The organism is Lysinibacillus sp. NPDC097162 (assembly GCF_044762185.1).
Classification (GTDB): domain Bacteria; phylum Bacillota; class Bacilli; order Bacillales_A; family Planococcaceae; genus Lysinibacillus.
The window spans coordinates 1-24,610 of the sequence record NZ_JBIWDT010000013.1 but is presented as its reverse complement, the minus strand read 5'-3'; the positions used below and the strand labels follow the sequence as shown (position 1 = coordinate 24,610).

At 38.1% G+C, this 24,610-nt stretch carries 21 protein-coding genes, 1 rRNA gene, 1 pseudogene and 1 other annotated feature; of the genes and pseudogenes, 3 read left to right on the top strand and 20 right to left on the bottom strand.

Translation table 11 applies throughout. The features are described 5' to 3' along the window. The first annotated feature begins 75 nt into the window (after positions 1–75). Positions 76–1,350 carry a cation:dicarboxylate symporter family transporter gene (locus ACIQXW_RS24120; protein WP_340821480.1) on the top strand — a complete coding sequence of 425 codons (1,275 nt, stop codon included), beginning with the start codon at positions 76–78 and terminating at the stop codon, positions 1,348–1,350. A gap of 47 nt (positions 1,351–1,397) precedes the next feature. Here ACIQXW_RS24120 and ACIQXW_RS24115 read toward each other — a convergent pair whose 3' ends face one another. The 11 genes and pseudogenes from ACIQXW_RS24115 to ACIQXW_RS24065 all read right to left on the bottom strand — a co-directional run bounded on the left by ACIQXW_RS24115 (position 1,398) and on the right by ACIQXW_RS24065 (position 10,336). Continuing rightward, positions 1,398–2,018: an RraA family protein gene (locus tag ACIQXW_RS24115; protein WP_402766319.1), complete on the bottom strand. Its 621-nt coding sequence runs from the start codon at positions 2,016–2,018 to the stop codon at positions 1,398–1,400. 242 nt (positions 2,019–2,260) lie between these two features. Continuing rightward, the gene (locus ACIQXW_RS24110; protein WP_401022474.1) at positions 2,261–2,752 is read right to left on the bottom strand and encodes a methyl-accepting chemotaxis protein; all 492 of its coding nucleotides are present in this window, start codon (positions 2,750–2,752) and stop codon (positions 2,261–2,263) included. A gap of 42 nt (positions 2,753–2,794) precedes the next feature. After that, positions 2,795–3,169, bottom strand: a pseudogene (locus ACIQXW_RS24105) (PAS domain S-box protein); the annotation flags it as partial. 149 nt (positions 3,170–3,318) lie between these two features. Further along, positions 3,319–3,849, bottom strand: coding sequence for an LOG family protein (locus ACIQXW_RS24100; protein WP_340821484.1), 531 nt, complete (start codon positions 3,847–3,849; stop codon positions 3,319–3,321). 292 nt (positions 3,850–4,141) lie between these two features. Then, entirely contained in the window at positions 4,142–4,810 is a 669-nt protein-coding gene (locus ACIQXW_RS24095; protein ID WP_401022466.1) for a deoxynucleoside kinase, read from the bottom strand. Continuing rightward, a complete protein-coding gene (locus ACIQXW_RS24090) occupies positions 4,807–5,445 on the bottom strand; it encodes a deoxynucleoside kinase (protein ID WP_340821486.1) in 639 nt (212 codons plus the stop codon). Before ACIQXW_RS24090 ends, ACIQXW_RS24095 begins: the two co-directional genes overlap by 4 nt. Positions 5,446–5,837: 392 nt before the next feature. Beyond that, positions 5,838–8,249, bottom strand: a complete 2,412-nt coding sequence (locus ACIQXW_RS24085; protein ID WP_402766315.1) for a heavy metal translocating P-type ATPase — start codon at positions 8,247–8,249, stop codon at positions 5,838–5,840. Between the two features lie 81 nt (positions 8,250–8,330). Continuing rightward, positions 8,331–8,537 (bottom strand): copper chaperone CopZ, encoded by a 207-nt coding sequence (copZ, locus tag ACIQXW_RS24080; protein ID WP_228134225.1) that lies wholly within the window; start codon positions 8,535–8,537, stop codon positions 8,331–8,333. Positions 8,538–8,598: 61 nt separating this feature from the next. Next, on the bottom strand, positions 8,599–8,931 hold the full coding sequence (locus tag ACIQXW_RS24075) for a metal-sensitive transcriptional regulator (RefSeq protein ID WP_401022461.1): 333 nt from the start codon (positions 8,929–8,931) through the stop codon (positions 8,599–8,601). Positions 8,932–9,013: 82 nt separating this feature from the next. After that, positions 9,014–9,964, bottom strand: a complete 951-nt coding sequence (locus ACIQXW_RS24070) for a cation diffusion facilitator family transporter (RefSeq protein WP_401022458.1) — start codon at positions 9,962–9,964, stop codon at positions 9,014–9,016. Between the two features lie 36 nt (positions 9,965–10,000). Further along, positions 10,001–10,336 (bottom strand): ArsR/SmtB family transcription factor, encoded by a 336-nt coding sequence (locus ACIQXW_RS24065; RefSeq protein WP_340821492.1) that lies wholly within the window; start codon positions 10,334–10,336, stop codon positions 10,001–10,003. A gap of 162 nt (positions 10,337–10,498) precedes the next feature. Here ACIQXW_RS24065 and tadA point away from each other — a divergent pair, with 162 nt between their 5' ends. Then, positions 10,499–10,999, top strand: a complete 501-nt coding sequence (gene tadA / locus ACIQXW_RS24060) for a tRNA adenosine(34) deaminase TadA (RefSeq protein ID WP_401015164.1) — start codon at positions 10,499–10,501, stop codon at positions 10,997–10,999. 154 nt (positions 11,000–11,153) lie between these two features. On the opposite strand, the gene ACIQXW_RS24055 is transcribed toward tadA, so the two are convergent. The 5 genes from ACIQXW_RS24055 to pdxS form a co-directional block, all read right to left on the bottom strand. Continuing rightward, entirely contained in the window at positions 11,154–12,728 is a 1,575-nt protein-coding gene (locus ACIQXW_RS24055) for an amidohydrolase (RefSeq protein ID WP_402766310.1), read from the bottom strand. A gap of 320 nt (positions 12,729–13,048) precedes the next feature. Next, positions 13,049–14,383 (bottom strand): sigma 54-interacting transcriptional regulator, encoded by a 1,335-nt coding sequence (locus ACIQXW_RS24050; protein ID WP_402766307.1) that lies wholly within the window; start codon positions 14,381–14,383, stop codon positions 13,049–13,051. Positions 14,384–14,606: 223 nt separating this feature from the next. Then, positions 14,607–15,887: a serine--tRNA ligase gene (gene serS, locus ACIQXW_RS24045; protein WP_402766304.1), complete on the bottom strand. Its 1,281-nt coding sequence runs from the start codon at positions 15,885–15,887 to the stop codon at positions 14,607–14,609. Between the two features lie 78 nt (positions 15,888–15,965). Beyond that, positions 15,966–16,182, bottom strand: a binding site (T-box leader). A gap of 48 nt (positions 16,183–16,230) precedes the next feature. Beyond that, positions 16,231–16,794 (bottom strand): pyridoxal 5'-phosphate synthase glutaminase subunit PdxT, encoded by a 564-nt coding sequence (gene pdxT, locus ACIQXW_RS24040; RefSeq protein WP_402766301.1) that lies wholly within the window; start codon positions 16,792–16,794, stop codon positions 16,231–16,233. A gap of 1 nt (position 16,795) precedes the next feature. After that, positions 16,796–17,680 (bottom strand): pyridoxal 5'-phosphate synthase lyase subunit PdxS, encoded by an 885-nt coding sequence (gene pdxS, locus ACIQXW_RS24035; RefSeq protein ID WP_340821501.1) that lies wholly within the window; start codon positions 17,678–17,680, stop codon positions 16,796–16,798. 105 nt (positions 17,681–17,785) lie between these two features. Here pdxS and pdxR point away from each other — a divergent pair, with 105 nt between their 5' ends. Next, complete coding sequence (gene pdxR, locus ACIQXW_RS24030; RefSeq protein WP_402766298.1) at positions 17,786–19,216, top strand: MocR-like pyridoxine biosynthesis transcription factor PdxR; 1,431 nt, start codon at positions 17,786–17,788, stop codon at positions 19,214–19,216. Positions 19,217–19,233: 17 nt separating this feature from the next. On the opposite strand, the gene asnB is transcribed toward pdxR, so the two are convergent. The 4 genes from asnB to rrf form a co-directional block, all read right to left on the bottom strand. After that, positions 19,234–21,075 carry an asparagine synthase (glutamine-hydrolyzing) gene (asnB, locus tag ACIQXW_RS24025; protein ID WP_402766295.1) on the bottom strand — a complete coding sequence of 614 codons (1,842 nt, stop codon included), beginning with the start codon at positions 21,073–21,075 and terminating at the stop codon, positions 19,234–19,236. Positions 21,076–21,179: 104 nt separating this feature from the next. Continuing rightward, entirely contained in the window at positions 21,180–22,511 is a 1,332-nt protein-coding gene (locus tag ACIQXW_RS24020; RefSeq protein WP_402766293.1) for a D-alanyl-D-alanine carboxypeptidase family protein, read from the bottom strand. A 140-nt stretch (positions 22,512–22,651) separates the two neighbouring features. Next, positions 22,652–24,115 (bottom strand): IMP dehydrogenase, encoded by a 1,464-nt coding sequence (guaB, locus tag ACIQXW_RS24015; protein ID WP_228134214.1) that lies wholly within the window; start codon positions 24,113–24,115, stop codon positions 22,652–22,654. Positions 24,116–24,518: 403 nt separating this feature from the next. Continuing rightward, positions 24,519–24,610 (bottom strand): 5S ribosomal RNA (gene rrf / locus ACIQXW_RS24010); the annotation flags it as partial.

Genomic DNA, 24,610 nt, shown 5'->3' with positions numbered 1-24,610 from the left:
GGATTTTATAAGTCCTCCGTATTATTAAAGTAAGGCATGTCCTAAAAATTTTAATATAGGGGAGGAATTAAGATTTTGAAAAAGAAATTTAAACTCAGTTTAGCCGCTCAGATTCTAATCGGTTTAATTTTAGGGATTATTGTTGGTGGTATCTTTTATGGTAACCCCAAAATTGAGACATATTTACAACCATTAGGAGATATTTTTCTACATCTAATTAAGATGATTGTGGTACCTATTATTATTTCGACTTTAATTGTTGGTGTTGCTGGAACTGGAGACATTAAACAGCTCGGCAGATTAGGCGGAAAAACGCTTATTTACTTTGAAATTATTACAACAGTAGCAATTGTTGTTGGTTTACTTTCAGCAAACCTGTTTCACCCAGGTGCTGGCATAAATATGAACGAACTTTCGCAAGGGGATATTTCGAAATACGTTACAACAACTGAAGAAGTACAGCATGAAGGACCGTTTGATATTATTGTAGGCATTGTACCAACAAATATTATTCAATCAATGGCTGAAGGCAATATGCTTGCTATCATTTTCTTCTCTGTTATTTTTGGTTTAGGGGTAGCTGCAATTGGAGAGCGAGGAAAACCAGTTTTAGACTTCTTCCAAGGTGTAGCAGACGCGATGTTCTGGGTAACTAACCTTGTAATGAAATTCGCTCCAATTGGGGTATTTGGTTTAATTGGTGTAACCGTTTCCAAATATGGGTTTGCTTCCCTCATCCCGCTCGGTAAGCTTGCAATACTTGTTTATGCAACGATGATATTCTTCATCTTCATCGTACTTGGCCTTGTAGCAAAATTTGCGGGAGTCAACATTTTCTACTTGATTAGAGTATTAAAAGACGAATTAATTTTAGCGTTCTCCACTGCTAGTTCGGAAGCCGTATTACCACGCGTAATGCTGAAAATGGAGAAACTAGGTGCACCGAAAGATATTGTTTCCTTTGTTATTCCTACAGGTTATTCCTTTAACTTGGATGGTTCAACATTGTATCAAGCGATCGCTGCATTATTCATTGCCCAAATGTATGGTATTCATTTAAGCATTGGGGAACAAATTACGTTAATGCTAGTATTAATGGTTACATCTAAAGGGATTGCAGGTGTACCAGGCGTATCATTCGTAGTATTACTTGCAACTTTAGGTACTGTTGGTATTCCAATCGAAGGCTTAGCATTCATTGCAGGTATTGACCGTATTCTTGATATGGGACGTACAGTAGTAAACGTAATCGGTAACTCTTTAGCGTCATTAGTAATGGCGAAATGGGAAGGCCGCTTCGATAAAGAAAAAATGAAAAACTACTTTAAAAACAATGAAAATTTAGCTTAATACCAGAAAAAATCCTCACGATGGACTAATGCATCGTGAGGATTTTTTTATTTTCCTAGTACTTTATCTAAATACGCAATAATAGACTCTTTGCCGTTTGCATGTGCTTCTTGAGCGCGCGCTTCATCCTTTTCCACTTTAAGCTCAGCTGCTGCTACAATGCGCTCCGCATCCTCTTGTGGGACAACAATGACGCCATCGACATCGCCAATAATATAATCACCAGGCTGCACTGTTACACCGCCAATAGCAATTGGCACATTGACTTTACCGCCACCATTTTTATTACCAGCAGCAACAGTAGTACCAAGAGCAAATACAGGGAAATCCAACTCTCGAATCGCAGCAATATCACGAATAACACCGTCTACTACAAATCCTTGTACACCAATACCTTTTGCTAAGGACATAACAAAATCCCCTGCAACAGCTCGATTTGTATTCCCCTTTGCATCGATAACTAAAATATCGCCCTCTTTAGCAGCTCGAATCGCTTCAAGTACAGCTCCATTTTCCCCGTCTGGTAAACGTACAGTAACCGCTCGCCCTGCTATTTTAAAATGATTCGCTAACGCTTTAATATTACTTCGTAAATTTGTATGGCCCCCGGTTGCATCTGAAATTGCTGTAGTTGGTAAATGTTTAAAACTTACTTCCACCTTTGTCATGCACAACACCCCTATTATGATTTTTGAAGCCCTTCCACAATTATTGTAAATAAAACGCAACTACTTTTTCAATATATTCAGAAAACTTTCGGAATTATTTATGGTGAAAATAGATAATCGATGTTGTTTCCTCGAATGAAATAGCTAATTCCTCGGTACCCTACCTGCACTAACTACTTTTATCAGAATTTAAAAAAGCCTGAGGCATTGTTGGCATAATTGCCACTTGCCGCACGCTTGTTTTAAATTATCTCAATAAATTGTTTTGATCGTTCATCTAATGCCTCTGCAGCAGAGGCAATTTCAACAAAATCACTTGTCGTTACATTTATTTGTCCATTAGACTTTTCAACTTCTTCAGAAATGCGTGTAATGCTTTCCGTAACTTGCCCGATTTCACGAACAATTCCTTCCACATTTTCTTTCACTTCTGAAATGGATTGCTCAACTCTTACTGAAAGTTTCCGAACCTCTTTCGCTACAACATCAAAACCTCTTCCATACTCACCAGCTCTTGCGGCTTCAATTGCTGCATTTAAAGCGAGTAAGTTTGTTTGAGATGCAATACCTTGTATAGTTTTTACAATACCTTTAATAGATTCCGCCTGATTTTGTAATTGGGCAAGATTTTTTACATTCTCCGAAGATTCCTTTGATACTTGTTGAATAGTTTCAAGTAAACTCTCACTATTTTTTATGCCTGCCTCTGAACGACTATACAGCTCGGTGGACATTTGCTTCAACTGATCTGCTACATTAACTATCGTTTTTTGACGATTAGTAACATTCGTTGCGATTTTGGATACGCCAATGACTTTTCTTGAGTTATTCTCAAATACAGGCATATAGGTCGCCTCGAGCCAAACACTATTACCTAGTGCATCCTTTCTCTCAATTTTATCCTGATAGCTATTACCTGCTGCTAGGTTGCGCCAAAATTTTTCATAGTCAGGGCTTTTTGAAAATTTAGGAAAGCAAAATTCTCTATGGTCTTTTCCGATCATTTGCTCTACTGAATAGCCCATTGTTTTCGCAAACAGCTCATTTACATAAGCCACTTTACGATGCATATCAAAACGGATAATAGCTATATTGCGTTCTATTGCTTGAACGACTAAATCATCCGTGACTTGTGTATCAATTTTATTCATAAAATCCACCTCCGTCGTCCTAATTTACTAGTGTGGGTCATCCTGTATTTTCTTTTATAATAAATTAGATTGTTATATATTATAATATAACTAATTGTATATTAAAAATACTATAAATTTTCATTTTTGGTACTTTATTCACACCATCGTTATTCTATCAATGCTAAAACTTCTTCCGCTGTTGTAGCTACACGAATTAATGCTTTGTGTTCTGCACGGATAAAGCCTTCCTCTAGCATTCGATTAAAATGCTGCAGTAGTGCATCATAAAATCCATTCACATTAAATAAAATAACGGGTTTTTCATGCAATCCGATTTGAGCCCATGTAAATACCTCAAAATATTCGTCCAATGTACCGCCACCACCTGGCAACGCAATAAAGGCATCCGCTAAATCCACCATTTTTGCCTTTCGTACATGCATTGACTCTACGAAATGAATTTCTGTTAATGAAGCATGAACGACTTCATGTTTTTGTAAATGGGTCGGCATTACGCCAATAACTTCTCCACCTGCTGTTAATGTAGCATCTGCAACTTTCCCCATTAATCCTATTTTAGAGCCTCCATATACAACACCATGACCATTTCGTGCTAAAACCGTTCCTAACTCAGTTGCTTTTTCAGCATAAATGGGATTAACGCCTAATCCAGAACCACAATATACCGCGATTTTCATACTCGTTCCTCCTATTACAAAAGACGCGATAACAATAGGCTTCGTATTGTCTCACGTCTTTTGGTCTTTTTATTTTTTATTTAGTCTTACAATTTTTACTTTAAAAACAAATCATGACTCGTTTACGCCTGCCGCTTTGCTTTCGGCCAGAACGCATGGATTTCCTTACTTTAAAGATATACGATTATATCGTACTTCTCCTATTTTCGTAAATGACTTGTTTGCGCCTGCCGCTTCGCTTTCGGCCAGAACGCGTAGTTTTCTTTACTTTAAAGCATTGAAAAAAATACTCCTATTTTCGTAAATGACTTGTTTGTTTTAGCATATGACTGATGCGGCTCACAATTGATTCAATCGCGTCAGGATTTTTCATTAAATCATAATCATTAATATCTAAACGTAGGACAGGACATGAATTAAAATTATTGATCCAATCTTCGTAGCGCTCATGCATTTCAATCCAATAATCATTTGGTGTTTGCTGCTCCATCTCACGACCACGTTCTTGAATACGACCAATTACATCATCAATCGGCCCCTCTAAATAAACTACTAAGTCTGGGTGTGGGAAATAAGGTGTCATCACCATGGCATCAAATAAATTACGATATGTCTCGTAATCTATTGGACTCATCGTCCCTTTATCAAAGTGCATTTTTGCAAAAATCCCTGTATCTTCATAAATAGAGCGATCTTGCACAAAGCCACCGCCATATTCGAAAATACGCTTTTGCTCTTTAAAACGTTCAGCTAGGAAATATACTTGTAAATGGAAGCTCCATTTTTCAAAGTCATCATAAAATTTATCTAAATAAGGATTTGTGTCTACTTTTTCAAATGATGTACGGAAATTTAACGCTTCTGCCAGCGCCTTTGTCATCGTGGACTTTCCTACACCTACAGTCCCAGCAATTGTAATGACCGTTTGTGGGGGAATTCCATATTTCTCTCTCAAATTCATTGTTGCAAGCTCCTTTGTTGTAACGTATCTTCAATTGTTTTTAAAACATATTGTAAATCTTGCGGGTTTTTTACAAAATCAAGTTGATCTCCGTTGAATCGAATAACGGGAATTTCAGGATGCAACTTCTCAAAATGTTCAGTAAAGGTATGATAATCTGCTACCAGTTGCTCCATGTATTCACGGGAAATCATTTTCTCAAATTCACGCCCCCGTTTGGCAATACGTTGCATTAACGTATCTACACTAGCATGTAAATAAACAACTACATTTGGCACAGGCATACCTTTCGTTAAAATTTGATAGATTTCTTCATACTTTTCATACTCAGCAGGTGCCAACGTACGCTTCGCGAAAATTAAGTTTTTAAAAATATGATAGTCCGATACCACTGCTGTTTTTTGTGCTAACCGCAATTTTTTGATATCTGTTAATTGCTTATAGCGATTACATAGGAAGAACATTTCCGTTTGGAAGCTCCATTCCTCAATATCTTCATAAAACTTATTTAAAAACGGATTTTCGTCTACTATTTCCTTTAATAGATGGTAATTAAATGTCGCTGATACCTCTTTTGCCAAAGAAGTTTTGCCTACACCAATCGGACCTTCTACCGCAACAAATGGAACCGTCACCAGAAGTTCCTCCTTTATGTTTAGAATTCTATGAGTCAATTATGCCCTTATTTTAAGGCTATACTGTATAAAACTAAAAATGAATCAGTGCTTTTCATTGTATCATAGTGAGAAAATGAAAAACAGAATCAACGTGAATCTCAATTTTTAACATTTTTTAATATGCACACTTGATAGATAATGCAATAAAAAAAGACCCACCGTAGTGGGTCCAGACTTTAAATAAATACTGCTATAGATTTCCACTACGGTGGGCGCATTCCACGGGCTTACTATAAACTTTCCCCTCGTAATTCCTCACTTTTCTGCTTCTTATGGTACTGCATTCTAAGCACGTATCTTCGTGGACTTTTATTTAGAAAATTGTTTGAGAATTGTTTGAGTGCCTGACACTATAATTTCACTCGTTGTAAACGTAAGGCATTTAATACAACAGATACTGAGCTGAATGCCATAGCTGCGCCTGCTACCCATGGTGCAAGTAGACCCATGGCCGCTATAGGAATACCTAATGTATTATAAGCAAATGCCCAAAATAGATTTTGTTTAATATTGCGCATTGTTTTACGACTCATAATGATCGCTTCCGCAATGCTATTTAGATCTCCACGAATTAACGTAATATCAGCAGCCTCCATTGCGACGTCTGTACCTGTACCAATAGCCATTCCAATATGTGCTGTTGCTAATGCTGGGGCATCATTTATACCATCCCCTACCATCGCTACATTTTTGCCTGCAGCTTGAAGTTTTTTCACTTCATCGGCTTTTCCTTCTGGAAGTACTTCCGCGATAACATGATTAACACCAACCTCATCTCCAATTGCCTGTGCAGTCCGTTTGTTATCGCCCGTCATCATAATGACCGTAATACCCATTTCCTGTAAACGATGAATAGCTTCTTTGGAAGTATCTTTTACCGTATCTGCTACAGCAACAAGACCAGCATATTGACCATTAATAGCAGCCAACATTGCTGTTTTACCGCTCTCTTCGAAATGCTCCATTGTTGGCAATATATGCTCAATATTAATATCGTATTGTTGCATTAATTTACGTGTTCCGATTACAACACCTTGACCAGAAACTGTTGCTTGCACACCATAGCCTGGAATTGCCTCAAAAAATTGAACTTCGCCAAGCTCGATACCTTTATCCTCAATTCCTTGAACAATTGCTTGTGCTAACGGATGCTCGGATTGTTTCTCCGCTGCGCCAATTAATGAAAGAACATGTGCTTCCTCTTGATTGGCTGCTAGTACGACGTCCGTTAATACAGGTTTTCCGTGTGTAACTGTTCCTGTTTTATCGACAACGACTGTATCAATGCGTTGCGTTTGTTCTAAATGCTCGCCACCTTTAAATAAAATACCAAATTCGGCAGCCCGACCAGAGCCTGCCATAATAGATGTTGGTGTCGCTAAGCCAAGCGCACAAGGACAAGCAATTACAAGCACAGCAATTAAAACTTCAAGTGCCGGTGTAAACTCTCCTGGTTTTACCCATAAAATCCAAATAAGGAAAGTGACAATAGCAATACCAACAACAATTGGTACGAAAATGCCGGAAATTTGGTCTGCTAAACGTTGAATAGGTGCTTTTGAGCCTTGTGCATCTTCAACGACTTTTATAATTTGTGCCAGTGCTGTATCACGCCCAACTTTTGTAGCCGACATTTTCACAAAACCATTTTTATTAATTGTTGAACCGTATAATAAATCGCCTTGCTTTTTATCTACCGGTAGACTTTCCCCAGTTAGCATTGATTCGTCAACAGCCGTTGTGCCCTCTAATACAGCACCATCAACTGGAATTTTCTCACCCGGCTTCACTAATAAAATGTCACCTATTACAACTTCCTCTAACGGTATTTCTTTTTCTACGCCGTCGCGCACAACAATAGCGGATTTAGCTTGAAGTCCCATTAGTTTTTTTATAGCTTCCGATGAGCGACCTTTAGCTTTTGCCTCGAATAATTTACCTAATAATATTAACGTAATTAAAACGGCACTCGTTTCAAAATATAAATGCGGGCCGTGATGCGAATTAATTGTGACAATTGCTTGATAAACACTGTAGAAATATGCCGCAGAGGTCCCCATAACGACAAGAACATCCATATTGGCACTTCCATTACGTAGTGCTTTATATGCCCCTACATAAAATTGTCTCCCAATAATAAATTGAACCGGCGTAGCTAACACTAATTGCACCCAAGGATTCATTAAAAAATCAGGGACATATAAAAATGATGTAAAAGAAAAGTGACCAACCATCGTCCAAAGTAACGGTAGCGAAAGAATGGCAGAGAAAATAAGTTTTTGTTGCTGTTGTTTTATAGCCTTTTCTCGATAATCTTCGGTTGCTTGCTCATCTGCCTTCTGGTGAGCCCCATATCCTAATTTCTCTACCTTACCGATAATGTCAGATACAGCAACTTCTGTTGGATTAAATTCGATTGTTGCTTTTTCAAGAGCCAAGTTTACAGAAGCCGTTGATACGCCTGACAGTTTATTTAAACCTTTTTCTATGCGTGTGGCACATGCAGCGCACGTCATCCCTGTAATATCTAGTTCTGTTTTTTGTTTCACCACACCATAACCTAATGCTTCAATCTTTTTTTCAAAATCTGCTTCACTCAATTTTGCTGGATCATATTTTATAGAGGACTTTTCAAGCGCTAAGTTTACAGTTGCTTGCTCGACACCCTCCATTTTTTTCAATCCCTTTTCTATTCGAGTAGCACATGCTGCACAAGTCATACCTGTAATTTGTAAATTTGTTTCCTTGAAGTCAGAACTCATTACCTTTCCTCCTCTTTATATACCGACTAGGGGTATATAGATTTGAAAATAATAGAGTGCTTTTTGAGCACCCTACTTTTCTTATTCTACCTCATAACCTTGATCGTCAATCGTTTCTTTAATTTGCGCTAGTGATACTTGTGCATCGTCAAACGCTACATCTACCAAACCATCAGCCAAATTTACTTTTACTTGTTCTACACCAGCTAGTGCACCGACACTTTTTTCTACTGAATTAACACAATGTCCACATGACATTCCTTGTACGTTTAATGTTACGTTTTGCATAAATACCTCTCCTTTAAGTTAAATTAAAATGCTTTATAAGAGTATATACCCTAAAAAATTATTATTTTTTCATTAATTTTTGAATGGTCACTACTAATTCATCTAGGACCGCTTCATCACCTTCAGATAGGCGATCTACGACACAGCCTTTTAAATGACCTTCTAATAAAATTTTCGCTACGCTATTTAAAGCTGATTGCGTGGCAGACAACTGCGTTATAACATCATCACAGTAAACGTCCTTTTCAATCATCCCCTTAATGCCTCGGATTTGACCCTCGATTCGATTTAAACGAGTCGTTAAATCCTTTTTTACGCGCTCAGGGTGGTGACTTTTTCGACACGACGCAGTTTCTCCCGTATGACAAGCATCATCTTTCACTGTGTCTTCCAACTGCTTCACCTCCTATTTAATTATAATCATACTATACCCACGAAGGGTATGTAAAGTAGGCAATTTATTTTTTCTAATTTTTTTAATCATGATCGTGATGAGCTTGCTCACTTTTTATATTACATAAAATTGACTCATCATGACGATTTGCTACCGTTTCCAATTGTATCGTTACATGCTTTATGCCCTTATGTTCAAGATTATGTTCAATTTCGCGTAATATATGCTCGCTTTCCCCAATGCTTAGTTGGCTATCGACAACTGCATGACAGGAAAGTGCATTTGTGCCACTAGTAATCGTCCAAATATGAAGGTCATGGATACTTTGTACACCTTCATTTTGCTCGATTATTTGAATGATTTCCTGTACATCAACATTTGACGGAGTTCCTTCCATAAGTACATGGATAGCGGCCTTTGTTACAAAATATCCACTCCGTAGTACCAATACTGCCACAATGACACTTGCGAGCGGATCTGCCCATCCCCAGCCGAAAAACATAATAACTAATGCAGCGATTATGGCACCTACAGAGCCAAGCATATCGCTAAGAACATGTAAAAATGCTCCGCGCATATTTAAATTGTCTTGTGTATCGCCACCGCGCATCATAATCCAAGCAACTAAAATATTTATTAGAAGGCCAATTACACTAATAATTAGCATCCCTGTCGTTGCCACTTCTGGAGGATTTGCAAAACGCTCAATTGCTTCATAAAAAATAAATAATGCGATTAATATTAATGTCACGCCATTTAATACTGCAGCTAAAATCTCGAACCTTTTATAGCCATATGTTTTACTAAAGCTAGCTGCTTTTTCTCCAAACATAAAAGCAAGTAGTGCTATTGCTAATGAAATTGAATCACTTAGCATATGTCCAGCGTCTGATAAAAGCGCCAAACTATTAGTTAAAACCCCACCAATCGCTTCAACAACCATATAACTCGTAATGATTATAAAGGATAACAACAGTACCTTTTTATTTGCGCCATGTGTATGATCATGGCCGTGATCGTGATTATGCCCCATAGTTTTCCCCTCCAAAAATTTATTAATACAATACTTTTAGTTGTGCGTCGCGTGTTCAATTGCTTGCTTCAATAAATTCATGATGTGATCATCATCTTTTGAATAATATAAGCTTGTTCCTTCTCTCCTAAATTTCACTAATCTTAAATTTTTTAAAAATCGTAACTGATGAGATACTGTTGATTGACTTAAGTCTAATATTTCAGCGATGTCATTGACCGAGTGCTCATCTGAACATAATAAATTTAAAATGCGTATTCTTGTCGGATCACTCAATGCTTTAAACGTTTGAGATACCACAAATAGCGTTTCTTCATCTAAGTGCTGTCCCTTTCCGCTCTCTACTTCTACCTGTTTTACTTGTTCATCCATTTTCCGTTCCCCCAATATTGTATTTATATATGAGCATGTGTTCATATATAAATATATATGGTTATTTTAGGAATGTCAATTCAAAGCAAAACACAAAACTCCACACGCGTGATACACTATTTGTAAGGAGAGATACTAGTGGATAATTATGAAACAGACGTTATGTTTATGGGCCAAGCCTTAGAAGAAGCTAAAAAAGCTGCCTTGCTTGGCGAGGTGCCAATAGGAGCCGTTCTTGTATATGAAGGAGAAGTCATTGCTAAAGCACATAATCTACGTGAAACAACCCAAAATGCTACAACGCATGCTGAATTAATGGTTATTCAAGAGGCATGTAAAAAAATAGGTAGTTGGCGCCTTGAACAAACAACACTCTATGTCACATTGGAACCTTGCCCCATGTGCGCAGGTGCCATTTTGCAGTCACGAGTGCCGCGTGTTGTATATGGTGCGAGAGATATTAAAGCAGGGTGTGTCAATTCGCTCTATCATTTATTAAATGATGCCCGTTTTAACCATGAATGTGATGTTACAGAAGGTATTTTGGCTGAAGACTGTGGTCAAATTTTAACTGACTTTTTCCGCGTATTACGTGAACGAAAAAAAGCGGAGAAAAAGGCACGTAAAATGGCTGAAAGCACAGGATCTTGTGAATCATTGTAGGTTAAGTTCCTTTGCTCTAATAAGAAAAAGGTACCTCAAAACTTATGAGGTACCTTTTTCTTTTCTATGATTATGGGGATGGCGATATATATGAAATGTGTCGTAGCAGCGACAACATCTTCATAACAAAATAATAGTTTCATGCTAGCAAAAATTACTGTTTAAAAACACACTCGCCTTCAATATAAGTAGCAAGTGGCTTCACATTCATAATCTGGTCTTGTGATATTTCACGAAGGTCTTCCGCTAATACAACGAAATTCGCTTCATAACCCTCTTTCAGCTGACCGACCTTTTCCATACGTATCATCGTTTTTGCATCCGCCGTATAAAGCTGTAATGCTTCTTCTACTGAAATACGTTCTGCGGCACCTAAATCTGTCCCATCATATGCAGTACGTGTAACAGCTGCCTGAATTGTTACGAAAGGATTGGATGCTTCTGCCCAAGATGTCGCAGGTGCGTCTGATGATAAAGCTGTAGCAATGCCTTGCTGTAAAAATGTTTGCACACCATATAACGTTTGCGTTTTCTCTAAGCCGAGATTTTGTAAGTAGCTTTCAATTTCACAAAATAAGAAGATTGGCTGTGGCACAAAGCCGATGCCCCATTCAGCTGCCTTCTTCAAGGCACTCTCTGACGGCATTGCAGCATGTTCGATACGAACAGATGGCGCATCTGTTAACCACGCTTCTTCTTCATAGAAAGTATTAACAATTAAGTCTATAGCTCTGTCGCCCATTGCATGAACGACTAATTGAATACTATGCTTCCTTGCTTCAATAGACGCAGCTAAAAGTTCCTCTTTTGTCGTCATGGCAATACCTGTTTCAGAACTGTTTAAAAATGGCTCAGAGACAAGCGCTGTACGTCCCGATACACTACCATCCGAAAATAACTTAATTCCGCCTATATATGCACCTGCTTGGCGATCTAAATTTTCTTCTACTAATAGATCATGGTTTTGTATATCATCCCATACATAATTAACAGCGACACGTTGCTTCAAACCTTTAGTACGCGCCTTACGATATAAGCTTAAATAATCAAGCGGACTTACCGTTGCCATCATTTCTGTAATACTTGTTACACCATAGGAAGCTAAAATATGAGATAGTTTCACAAGTCTTGCTACAATTTCATCTTCAGATGGTGATGGTAAATGTTGCAGTACTAAATTGCGCGCATTTTCACGAAGCACGCCTGTCGGCTCACCGTTTTGGTCTCGGTCAATTTGTCCACCTTGCGGATTAGGAGTGTCCTTTGTAATACCTGCAATTTCTAATGCTTTACTATTAACAGAAATAATATGTCCACATGTACGCATGACGATTACTGGTAATTCTGTTGATGCACGATCTAAATCTGCCTTTAGTGGTGCACGTTTCTCAGCCAGCTTTCCTTCATCGTAGCCCCAGCCTAAAATCCAACCACGTTGACTAGCATCGTAATTTTGTAAAGCTACAATCATTTCTTCGATTGAAAGAATTTGTGGTGGTAGGCAAGCTACTTGCTCAAGCACATCCGCCAACATTATTGGGTGCATATGCGCATCGATAATACCTGGAATAATAACTTTTCCTTGTAGGTCTATAATTTCTCCTTCATATGAAGGCATATCTTCTTCTAAACCAAGCCATTTAATCTTGCCATCAGCAATCACCATTGCTGTAGCAGATTGACATTCGGAATTGGCTGTATAAATTTTTGCATTACGAAAGATTTTCATTATTCTTCAACTCCTATTTCTTCAACACCAAGGTCGTTTTCGTTAGGTCGTCGGCTTTCACTACTATATGTAAAAAAGCACCTAGTCAAAAGCCGATGGGATGGCATCATCCAATCGAATCCACTAGACTGTAGTAGGACAAAAGTTAGTGAGAACTGGCATGTTAATAGCAAGTTTTTAAATTACTTATGTTACAGGCGAACAATACACTGTCCCCCTTAATCATCATCAAAACTCACATAAGATTTATCTAAATCATAAAAAATTTTTAGCAATGAAAAAAGGAGATAAATTTTTATCTCCTTTTTGTAAAAAAAATTTTACAACAACTCATATTTTAAACATTTATATTTAAGTAGCTGACGTGAGATACCTAATCGACGGGCTGTTTCTGCTAAGCGCCCTTCTGTTTCACGCAATTTTTCAGCAATGATCAGGCGTTCATAAGCTTCTGTTAAATCTCTTAAATGTCCTGAATGGATATTAGGCATGGACGGCTGAGCTTTTTGCTGCACCGTTCTTACAATGCGCTCTGGAATATGCTCCAGTAAAATTTCTTGTCCTGTTAAATTGTTATAGGCCGCTTCTAGAGCATTTTTTAGTTCACGCACATTTCCTGGCCAATGATATTCATAAAATAATTGAAGTACCTCTTCACTATAACGAACATCTTTTTGAATTGTATGCTCATTATAAAATTGAATATAAGAATCAAGAATAGCAGGTATATCTTCTTTGCGCATATGAAGCGGTGGCAAATCTATTTGCATAACGTTCAGACGATAAAACAAATCCTCACGTAATTTTTTTTCTGCTAAAAGTTTATCTAAATCTTCATTGACCGTTGTAATATATCTAATATCTAACGGCTCTCCATTCAGCGATTTCAAATCTACCGCATGCAGTAATTTTGCCTGTAATGATAAATCCAGCATATTTAACTGATCAATAAGTAAGGTGCCCCCATTAGCCTCCTGCAGTTTTCCTTGTTTCCCTTCAGCCTCGATACCGTAAAGCTGTGAAAAAATATTATCCTCTGTCAATGTGGAACAATTGAGCACAATATACGGCTTCGTAAAACGCTCGCTTTCATTATGAATACCTTGCGCTATAATATCCTTCCCTGTACCTGTTTCCCCTGTAATCAGAATAGATGAATTTTTCTTTGCGCCACGGCGAGCCTTCTCAGTTTGAGCTTTCATTTCTGCATTCACAGAAATTAAATCTTCTAAACGGTAATTTGTATGGTTATCTCGATATAATTTATGTCCGAGGAAATGATCCAAATATTTTATTTGTTTACTCTCATAAAAATGCTTTGAAAACTCAATAGCGCCAATAATTGCTCCACCTTCGATAATTGGATAGGTTGAGCTTAGCGATGTATAACTAAAGCCATTTAACGTCGTCAGAACCTGTTCAAAGTAAATGATTGGTTCCCCTGTTTGCAGTACTTTAAAAATTGTACTTGTTTCAGTTGATAAATTTTGATAGCTATCAGTCACGGTTTTTTGGAAAAATTCATCTGGTGTTAAGCCAATCTCTAACAATATATTTAAATCTGCTAAATCATAAAAAATTGCGCAGCCTTTTTCATCGGTAATTAACACATTATCAAACTCTCTTAATGCTTGTGTAAATTGATGTAGAACCATGAATTTTCTCCCCCCTTGTCCCCATGAATTATACTCATTATAACGAATTTTCTAAAATAATGAGAGATTTGAGCGCTAAAAAAGCAAAAAAAAGCTATTTTAGAAAATCTAGAACCAGATTAACTAAAATAGCTTATCGTACTGTCTTTGCTTTTACCTGTGGAATTACTACATTTCTGTCAGTAGAAGCTTGTAATTACGGATCTGTGACCACAGTAATTTGTTATTTTGGTGCAATCACTGTTTTTCCGCCCATATATGGAACTAATACCTCTGGAATCACTACACTTCCATCGGCTTGCTGATAGTTTTCAAGGATAGCAGCCACTGTTCGACCAATTGCAAGACCTGAGCCGTTTAATGTGTGAACATATTCTGGTTTTGCATTAGGCTCACGGCGGAAACGAATATTCGCACGGCGCGCTTGGAAATCCTCAAAGTTTGAGCAAGAAGAAATTTCGCGGTACATATTTTGTGCCGGAATCCAAACTTCTAAATCATATTTTTTTGCAGCTGTGAAACCTAAATCAGCTGTACACATTTTTAACTTACGGTAAGGTAAACCTAATAATTGCAGTACTTTTTCAGCATGACCAGTTAATAATTCTAGTTGCTCGTAAGATTCTTCAGGTTTAACAAAACGTACTAATTCTACTTTATTGAATTGGTGCTGGCGAATTAAGCCACGTGTATCGCGACCTGCAGAGCCCGCTTCTGAGCGGAAACAAGCACTATATGCTGCAAAGCCCTGTGGTAAAGCTTCAATAGGAAGAATTTCATCGCGGTAGAAATTCGTAACTGGTACTTCTGCTGTTGGAATCATAAAGTAGTCTGTATCATCTACTTTAAATACATCTTCCTCAAACTTAGGCAGCTGACCTGTACCTGTTAAGCTGTCTCGATTCACAATAACAGGTGGTAGCATTTCTTCATAGCCATGCTCTTCTGCATGTAAATCCATCATAAAACTCATTAATGCACGTTCTAAACGAGCACCTAAGCCACGGTAGAATAAGAAACGGCTTCCAGTTACTTTTGCACCGCGTTCAAAATCGACAATTTGTAAATCTGTTGCAATATCCCAGTGTGCTTTAATGTCGAAATCAAAAGTTGGTACTTCGCCCCAAGTATATTCCTCAACATTATCGTCTTCAGTAGTACCAACTGGCACAGATTCATGTGGAACGTTTGGTAAACGCATCATCATATCTTTAAAACGATCTTCTACTTCATTTAGCTGTGTATCTAACTCTTTAATCTCATCGCCAACCTGACGCATACGAGCGATTACTTCATCAGCATTTTCTTTATTACGTTTCATAATAGAAATCTGTTCAGACACTTTATTTCGTTCAGCTTTAAGCTCTTCTGCCTTTGCGATTAATTCGCGACGCTTCGTATCTAAAGCTTCAAAATCGTCTAAGTTTCCTAAATCCTCGTTACGTGTTAATAGCATTTCTTTAATTTCCGCAAAGTTATCACGGACGCGTTTAATATCTAACATCGTTCATACCTCCAGTAGTAGATTTCATAATGATGGGTGTTTTATTTATGATGGAACACAAAAAAGCCCTCATCCCATGAAAGGGACGAGAGCTACCCGCGTTGCCACCCTAATTGACCAGACACTTTGCCTAGTCCACTTATCTCATAACGGCATTTCAGCCGGCGACAGCCTACTTCATTTACTTCGACTGCGCAACTCCAGGACGGATTCACAAGTGCTTTTATCAGCTTCCACCAACCGCTGACTCTCTAAAAAAAACGTGCTTGTTACTACTTCCCATCATCGTGTTTACTTATTTAAATTTTATCCTACTGTACTATATGATTCGAGATTTTGCAAGTCACACCATAGACGTCACAAAATATTCGAGAATACGCGAATCTGTCGTTAGTTCAGGATGAAATGAACATCCAAGTAAATGCCTATCACGTGCTAGCACAATTTTACCTTCATGCACAGCTAACACTTCCACACCTTCGCCGACTGACACAATATGCGGTGCTCGAATAAAAACAGCAGATATCGCTTCACCAATTGCTGGAACATCCAATTTCACTTCAAAGCTATCTACTTGACGTCCATACGAATTTCTAGCAACAACAACATCCATGACAGCTAAATGTGGTTCATGATCGACCAGCTCTTTTGCAAGTAAAATGAGACCTGCACAAGTACCGAACATCGGTAATCCTTGTTGTGCAAGTGTCCGTATTGGTTCTAGCAGGTCATAGCGATTTAGCAACTTGCGCATCGTCGTACTTTCTCCGCCAGGTAATACTAGACCATCAATCCCTACTAGCTGCTCCGTATGCTTTACTAAAACCGTTTGACATCCAAGTGCATCTAACATTTGTACATGCTCTCGAACAGCACCCTGTAATGCTAACACACCGATTATTTTCATGTTACCAGCCTCGTTCTTGCATACGTTCACTTTGACTCAGCTGTGCAATATCAATACCTTTCATCGGCACGCCAAGCTCCTTTGAAATTTCTGCAATCAATTGATAGTCTTTATAATGTGTCGTTGCTTCGACAATGGCACGAGCAAATTTCTCGGGATTTTCTGATTTAAAAATACCTGACCCGACAAATACGCCATCTGCACCTAATTCCATCATAAGGGCCGCATCTGCTGGCGTCGCAACACCACCTGCTGCAAAGTTTACAACTGGTAAGCGACCAAGCCTTTTAATTTCTCGTAATAATTCAAAAGGAGCACCTAGTAATTTCGCTTCTGTCATTAGCTCATCCTCAGTCATTCCGACAACTTTTCGCACTTGCGCATTGACCTTACGAATATGACGGACAGCCTCTACAATATTACCTGTACCTGGCTCACCTTTCGTTCGAAGCATAGACGCCCCTTCACCGATACGACGAGCTGCCTCACCTAAATCACGACAACCGCATACGAATGGTACTGTATAATCACTCTTTAATAAATGAAATTCCTCATCTGCTGGCGTTAATACCTCACTCTCATCAATATAATCAACGCCCATAGCTTCTAATACTCGCGCTTCAACAATATGACCAATACGTGCCTTTGCCATTACTGGAATAGTGACTGCTCCCATAACCTCTTCAACAATACGCGGATCTGCCATGCGCGCAACTCCTCCAGCCTTTCGTATATCCGAAGGTACGCGCTCTAACGCCATAACAGCTACAGCCCCTGCCGCTTCAGCAATTTTTGCCTGTTCTGCATTTATGACATCCATAATTACGCCACCCTTTTGCATTTCAGCCATCCCACGCTTCACTAATTCAGTTCCTGTTTGCTTCATTATTTTCTACCTCCACCTTTGTGATAAAATTTAGTATAATAGAAATTGACCATATCAAAATATTCAGTTTACAAAATAATTATAAGGTCAGGAGAATAATCGCTCATGGATATGCTCTTATTTCAGCTTGAAAAAGATGGTGGAAAACCGCTATATGATCAGCTTTATAGCGGTATAAAGGAAGCCATTACTACAAAGAAAATTACCGTTGGAGAAAAATTACCTTCAAAAAGAAAATTAGCAGATTTTTTAAACATTTCTCAAACGACTATTGAAATTGCCTATGCGCAGTTACTTGCTGAAGGTTATATTATGTCAAAATCGAGGGTCGGTTATTTTGTTGAGGAAATTGATGAACTTCCATATATTCAGCAAGACACATCCACATACCTAACAGAGCAGCCTCGGAAAAAATCATATTCCATTGATTTTAACCCTGGTTCCATTGATATTGATGCCTTCCCATTTCAAACATGGCGAAAATATGCAAAAGAGCTATTTGATGATGCCTCGAAGGAACTATTATTAACTGGTGAGCCACAGGGAGAATTAGCATTACGTACGGAGATTGCTAATTATTTATATCAATCACGTGGCGTTATTTGTAGCCCTGAGCAAATTGTTATTGGCTCCGGTACTGAACAATTACTTCCGATGATATTACGTCTCTTCAGTGAAGATACATGTTTTGCGCTCGAAAATCCTGGTTATCCAACAGTGCATCGGATGTTTCTACAACATAAGCGAAAAGTTTGTCCAATCTCTGTAGACGATGAAGGAATTCTTATTCAGGAATTAGAAAAAACAACTGCCAACGTTGTTTATATAACGCCATCGCATCAATTCCCTACTGGCGCTGTATTATCTGCTACAAGACGTGCCCAGGCATTGAATTGGGCCGCACAAAGCCCATCACGATATATCATTGAGGATGATTATGATTCCGAATTTCGTTATACTGGAAAACCAATTCCTGCTCTTCAAGCATTAGATCGCAATGACAAAGTCATTTATATGAGTACCTTTACAAAATCATTAATGCCATCTTTGCGAGTTGCTTATTTTGTACTTCCACCAAAGCTGCTAGCTACTTATAATGACGTCTTTAATTATTATTCATCGACAGTACCTAGATTTGATCAGCACATTGTAGCCAATTTTATGCGAGATGGTCACTTTTCAAAGCATTTGAATCGTATGCGAAAAGTATATCGAAAAAAGCATGAGAAGCTAACTACCATTTTAGAAAATTATTCTACTCAAATTAAAATAACGGGAGAGCAAGCAGGCATGCACATCTTGCTCAACGTTCAGCATGAATTATCCGAGAAACAATTACAGCACAGTGCCAATGCTGCAGGAATAGGTATCTATCCATTATCAGATTATCGACTTGATGAGGATACAGCCTCACAAGCTCAATTTTTACTTGGCTTTGGCGGTATACCTGTGCATGAAATTGAAACATCCGTCGAGAAATTAATGAATTGCTGGGCAATACAACGTAAACAACCATCTACATCACGATTAAAGTGATAAGATGGTTGTGCTTTTTATCCATTTTCTTTTAGTTGAATATTATAATGCTTAAACCACGTATGAATTTGCCCTAAATAGGCTAAGAGTTGCGGACCAGCCATTAATTGTCCATACCATGGCACTTTAAATGAACTTCCTCCAGACTCAATTAACTCTACTAGTTTTTGTCGTTCAAAAAATTCATGAAGAACTGAATTTTTATCGTTTAATATTTCTTTTAACCACGTTTGAACACCTGCAGTATAAATAGGATGATACGTTTTCGGATATGGATTCTTTTTGCGATATAACACTTCCTCTGGCAATAAATGTGACATCGCTTTTCGAAGTAAGCCTTTTTCCATACCGTCTAAATTTTTCATTTCCCAAGGAATATTCCATGTATATTCTACAAGCCGATGATCTGCAAATGGCACACGCACCTCTAGACTCGCGCCCATACTCATCCGATCTTTTCGTTCTAGCAATGTTTGCATAAACCATACCATGTTTAAATAAAACATTTCACGGTGCTGTGCTGCCTCTGAACTTTCCCCCTCGAGATATGGTACTTCTCCAATCGTTTGATCATATACTTGCTGTGCGTAATTTTCCACGTCTAACTTGTTGCGCCATTCCTGCCGTAACATAGCTGTTCTTTCTGGAAGTGATCGAATCCATGGAAAGCCGGTAGTCTTTTCTTTAAACCATGGATAGCCACCGAATATTTCATCTGCACATTCCCCCGATAAAGCGACCGTAAAATCTTTTTTTATTTCTCGGCAAAACCATAGTAACGAGGAGTCAACATCCGCCATACCAGGAGCATCTCTGACAATGACAGCTTCTATTAATAAATCGATTAATTGTTGCTGTGAAATTTGCTCAGCATGATGCGTTGTATCAAATGAGTCGTTCATTTTTTTAATCCAATAAGTGTCAGTTGAAGTTTGAAAAGCGTGTGGATTAAAGAAACGTTCGTTATCCTCATAGTCGATAGAGTACGTATGAAGTTTGCCTTTATTTTGTTGCTGGAAGCTATTTGCCGCAATACCGGTAATAATACTAGAATCTAAACCTCCAGACAGAAATGTGCAAATTGGTACATCTGATACAAGTTGTCGTTCGATAGCATCTGTCAGTAAATAGCGTACATGATCAATTGTCTCTTCCAATGACTCTTCATGTTTTTTGCTTTGAAGCTGCCAATATTGCCATATACGTACCCCGTCTCTTGAATACCTCATTGCGTATCCTGGCCGTAATTCATTAATATTATGAAATAGCGACTTACCAGGTGTTTTAGATGGTCCTACAGCCATTATCGTAGCAAGCCCTTCTGTATTAACAATTGGATGGACTGCTGGATGAGCAAATAGCGCCTTTACCTCTGATGCAAAAAGTAACCCTTCTTGCTGCTCCGTATAATACAAAGGCTTTACCCCAAGACGGTCACGACACAGAAAAAGTGATTCTGTTTGTTCATCCCACACGCCAAAAGCAAATATGCCATTTAAATAGTTCACACATTGTTCTTTCCATTCAATATAAGCAGTTATTAATACTTCCGTATCTGACTGAGTTGTAAAAACATGCCCTCTTGTTTGCAGTTCTTTACGTAATTCTTCTGTATTATACAGCTCGCCATTATATGTAATGGCATAGTTTACGCCATCATGTTTTTTCATCATCGGTTGCTTGCCACCTATTAAATCGATAACCGCTAACCGTCGATGGCCAAATGCAATATGTTCATTACACCAAGTATTTTCATCATCAGGGCCTCGTTTACTTAATGCTTGCGCCATTGACTTCATGATTTTATCACTTGTTCGTAAATCCTTTTTAAAGCTAGCCCACCCTGTAATACCACACATTTAGCCACATCCTTTCGCCTATTAGCGTATGCACATAGCCAGTAAAATGTGAAAAAGAACACGTTATGCTTTTTCAAACATAAACGTGTTCTTTATATTAGTATTTAAAATAATCCACCAACAAAGTCAGTAATACCGCCCCATAAGCTGCCGAAGAAGTTACCGATACCTTGGAAGAATAGAGCAATGCCACTTGCACGTTCAACAGATGCAATTGTCACGACGTCAGATGCAAATTCCTTGCCATCGATAAAGCCGTAATCCTTACCTTCTGTGCGCTCTATAACGACTTTACCTACTACCGTATCTTTCTTAACTTTAGCTTCAAGGCTTTTTTTATCTAATACTAATTTAGGTTGATATAATTCTTTTTCAGAAGATTTCACCATAAATGAAATTGGTTCTTTCACAGCGATGGCAACTTTATCTTCTTTCCCTTTTGTAACTTTTACAGTCTTTTGGTCTTTAAATTTATAGTTCGCTGGGATAATTTCATGTTTTGTAAATTGTGAAAAGCCGTAGTTAAATAATTTTGCTGTAGCATCAAAACGTGCTTTATACGAACCTTGTCCATTTGCATCTACAGCTTTCATTACAACTGCAATTAAACGTGTCCCGTTGCGTTCTGCAGTACCTGTGAAGCAATGTCCTGCAAAGTTTGTAGTCCCTGTTTTCAGGCCGTCTACGCCTTCATATTGGAATACTAGACCCGGCAACATAAAGTTCCAGTTTGACATCTCAATTGCATCATCTGTACCTTCACGGAATGTCTTTTTTGTAATCTTAGATGTTTCTAAAACCTTTGGATGGTCTTTTAATAAATGATACGCTAATTTTGCTACAGACTTAGCTGGCATCACATTCTCGTCTTCTGGGCCAGTGCCTGCTGGTTGCATACCGAATAAATCTGCATTGTTAAGACCAGTAGCATTTACAAACTTATAGCCTTCAAGTCCAAGCTCTTCTGCCTTTTTGTTCATAAGTTTTAAAAACTCAGTTTCTGTACCAGCAATTGTTTCTGCAATAGCTACTGTCGCTGCATTTGCAGAATAGATAGCCATCGCCTCATAAAGTTCACGAATTGTATATGATCCGTCTCTTCGTAATGGTACATTACTTAATGCACGATTTTGAGACATGCGATACGTATAATCTGTAACATGATATTCTTGATCCCATTTCACCGTACCTGCATCGATTGCATCCAGTAGTAGATACTCTGTCATCATCTTCGTCATACTAGCGATACCTAGTGAAGTATCTGCATTTTGTTCATATAAAATTTTTCCTGAATCTGCGTCGATTAGAATCGCAGCATCTACTGTAAGCCCTAAATCTGTTTCTGCATTTGCTTTCGCAGGCATACCTGCAAATATACTAAATAATAGAACAGGAATTAGGAGCAAACGTAATACGGTGTTCATTGTTTTTTTCACCTTCATTGCCCTCCAAAAAATAATCTTGTCCTCGACATTTTATCATAGATATCATCCTACGTGCGCAATCTGTATCATAAAAAATGCCCCCGTGCCATCTTTGTAGACGATACGAGAGCATAAAAGTTGCTTGAAATTTATTACATTGAATAGTTTGGTGATTCTTTAGTAATTTGAACATCATGAGGATGTGACTCACGAAGACCTGCACCTGTCATACGAACAAACTGAGCTTTGTCACGTAAGTACTCAAGGTTAGGAGCTCCACAATAACCCATACCTGCTCGAATACCACCGATCAATTGATAAACTGTATCTGCTAGAGGACCTTTATAAGGAAGTCGACCTTCAATTCCTTCAGGCACTAATTTTTTCGCATCCTCTTGGAAATAACGATCTTTTGAACCTTTTTCCATTGCCCCAATTGAACCCATACCGCGATAAACTTTGAAGCGGCGACCTTGGAAAATTTCAGTATCCCCAGGAGATTCAGAAGTACCTGCAAGAAGTGAACCAAGCATTACGATGTTACCACCTGCTGCAAGGGCTTTTACGATATCTCCAGAGTATTTAATACCACCATCAGCAATAATTGTTTTACCAAGCTCACGAGCTACTGTAGCGCAATCATAAATAGCTGTAATTTGAGGTACACCTACGCCTGCAACAACACGAGTTGTACAAATTGATCCTGGTCCAATACCAACTTTCACTACATCTGCACCAGCCTCAAATAGTGCACGAGCGCCGTCTCCAGTTGCTACGTTACCAGCAATGATTTCTAGTTCAGGGTATGTCTCACGGATAGATCGAATTGTTTGTAGTACGCCCTCTGAGTGTCCATGAGCTGTATCGATTACTACGATATCCACTTGTGCTTCAACAAGCTTCTCAATGCGAACCATTGTATCTTTAGAAACACCTACTGCTGCGCCTACTAATAAACGACCATGTACATCTTTCGCAGCTTTCGGGAATTCAATTACTTTTTCAATATCCTTAATTGTAATTAAGCCAGTTAATTTACCATCTTCATCTACAATAGGAAGTTTTTCAATTTTGTATTGTTGAAGAATTTTTTCAGCATCCTCTAAAGTCGTTCCAACAGGAGCCGTAATCAAATCTTCTTTTGTCATTACATCTTCAATTTTTAAAGAGTAGTCAGAAATAAAACGTAAATCGCGGTTTGTAATAATACCAACTAGTTTTTGGTTTTCCATGCTATCAACAATTGGAACACCTGAAATTCGGTATTTCCCCATTAAATGTTCAGCATCGAAAACTTGGTGGGTTGGAGTTAAGAAGAATGGGTTTGTAATAACGCCATTTTCAGATCGTTTTACTTTTTCAACTTGTTCTGCTTGCTCATCGATTCCCATATTTTTATGGATAATACCGATACCACCTTGACGTGCCATAGCAATTGCCATCTTAGATTCTGTTACTGTATCCATACCTGCACTGACCATTGGAATATTTAATTTAATCTTTGGTGTTAGTTGAACTGATAAATCAACATCTTTCGGTAATACTTCTGAATGAGCTGGTACTAATAATACATCATCAAAAGTTAAACCTTCTTTGGCAAATTTAGATTCCCACATTTTCGTAACTTCCTCCTATAGTTAAAAGAATATTAATTGTAAGATTAACAACGAGTCATGCTACTGTCAAGAAACTTATAAAAGAAAGACAATTCAGATATTTTAATCTAGTAAAATTTATACCCTATTCTGCATTTTTAAGACCGATTTTCTATATTTAATGTACGATTTTCTCTACTTAATATATTTTTTTCGTAAAAACCTAACTACCTTTAAAAGATTCAAATCCATAATGATTTAATTGCAGATTACAAATATTTTATTCTTTCATACAAAATATTTTCACACATTTTAACAAAAATAGGAGCAACGAGATTCATAGTAGAGTGCCGACAAAGAGGATTGTAATTAATTTTCAACCCAAATATAAAAAAACAGCCAGCTATTGCTGACTGCTTTGTGTGCCTAGCGACGTCCTACTCTCACAGGGGGAAGCCCCCAACTACCATCGGCGCTAAAGAGCTTAACTTCCGTGTTCGGTATGGGAACGGGTGT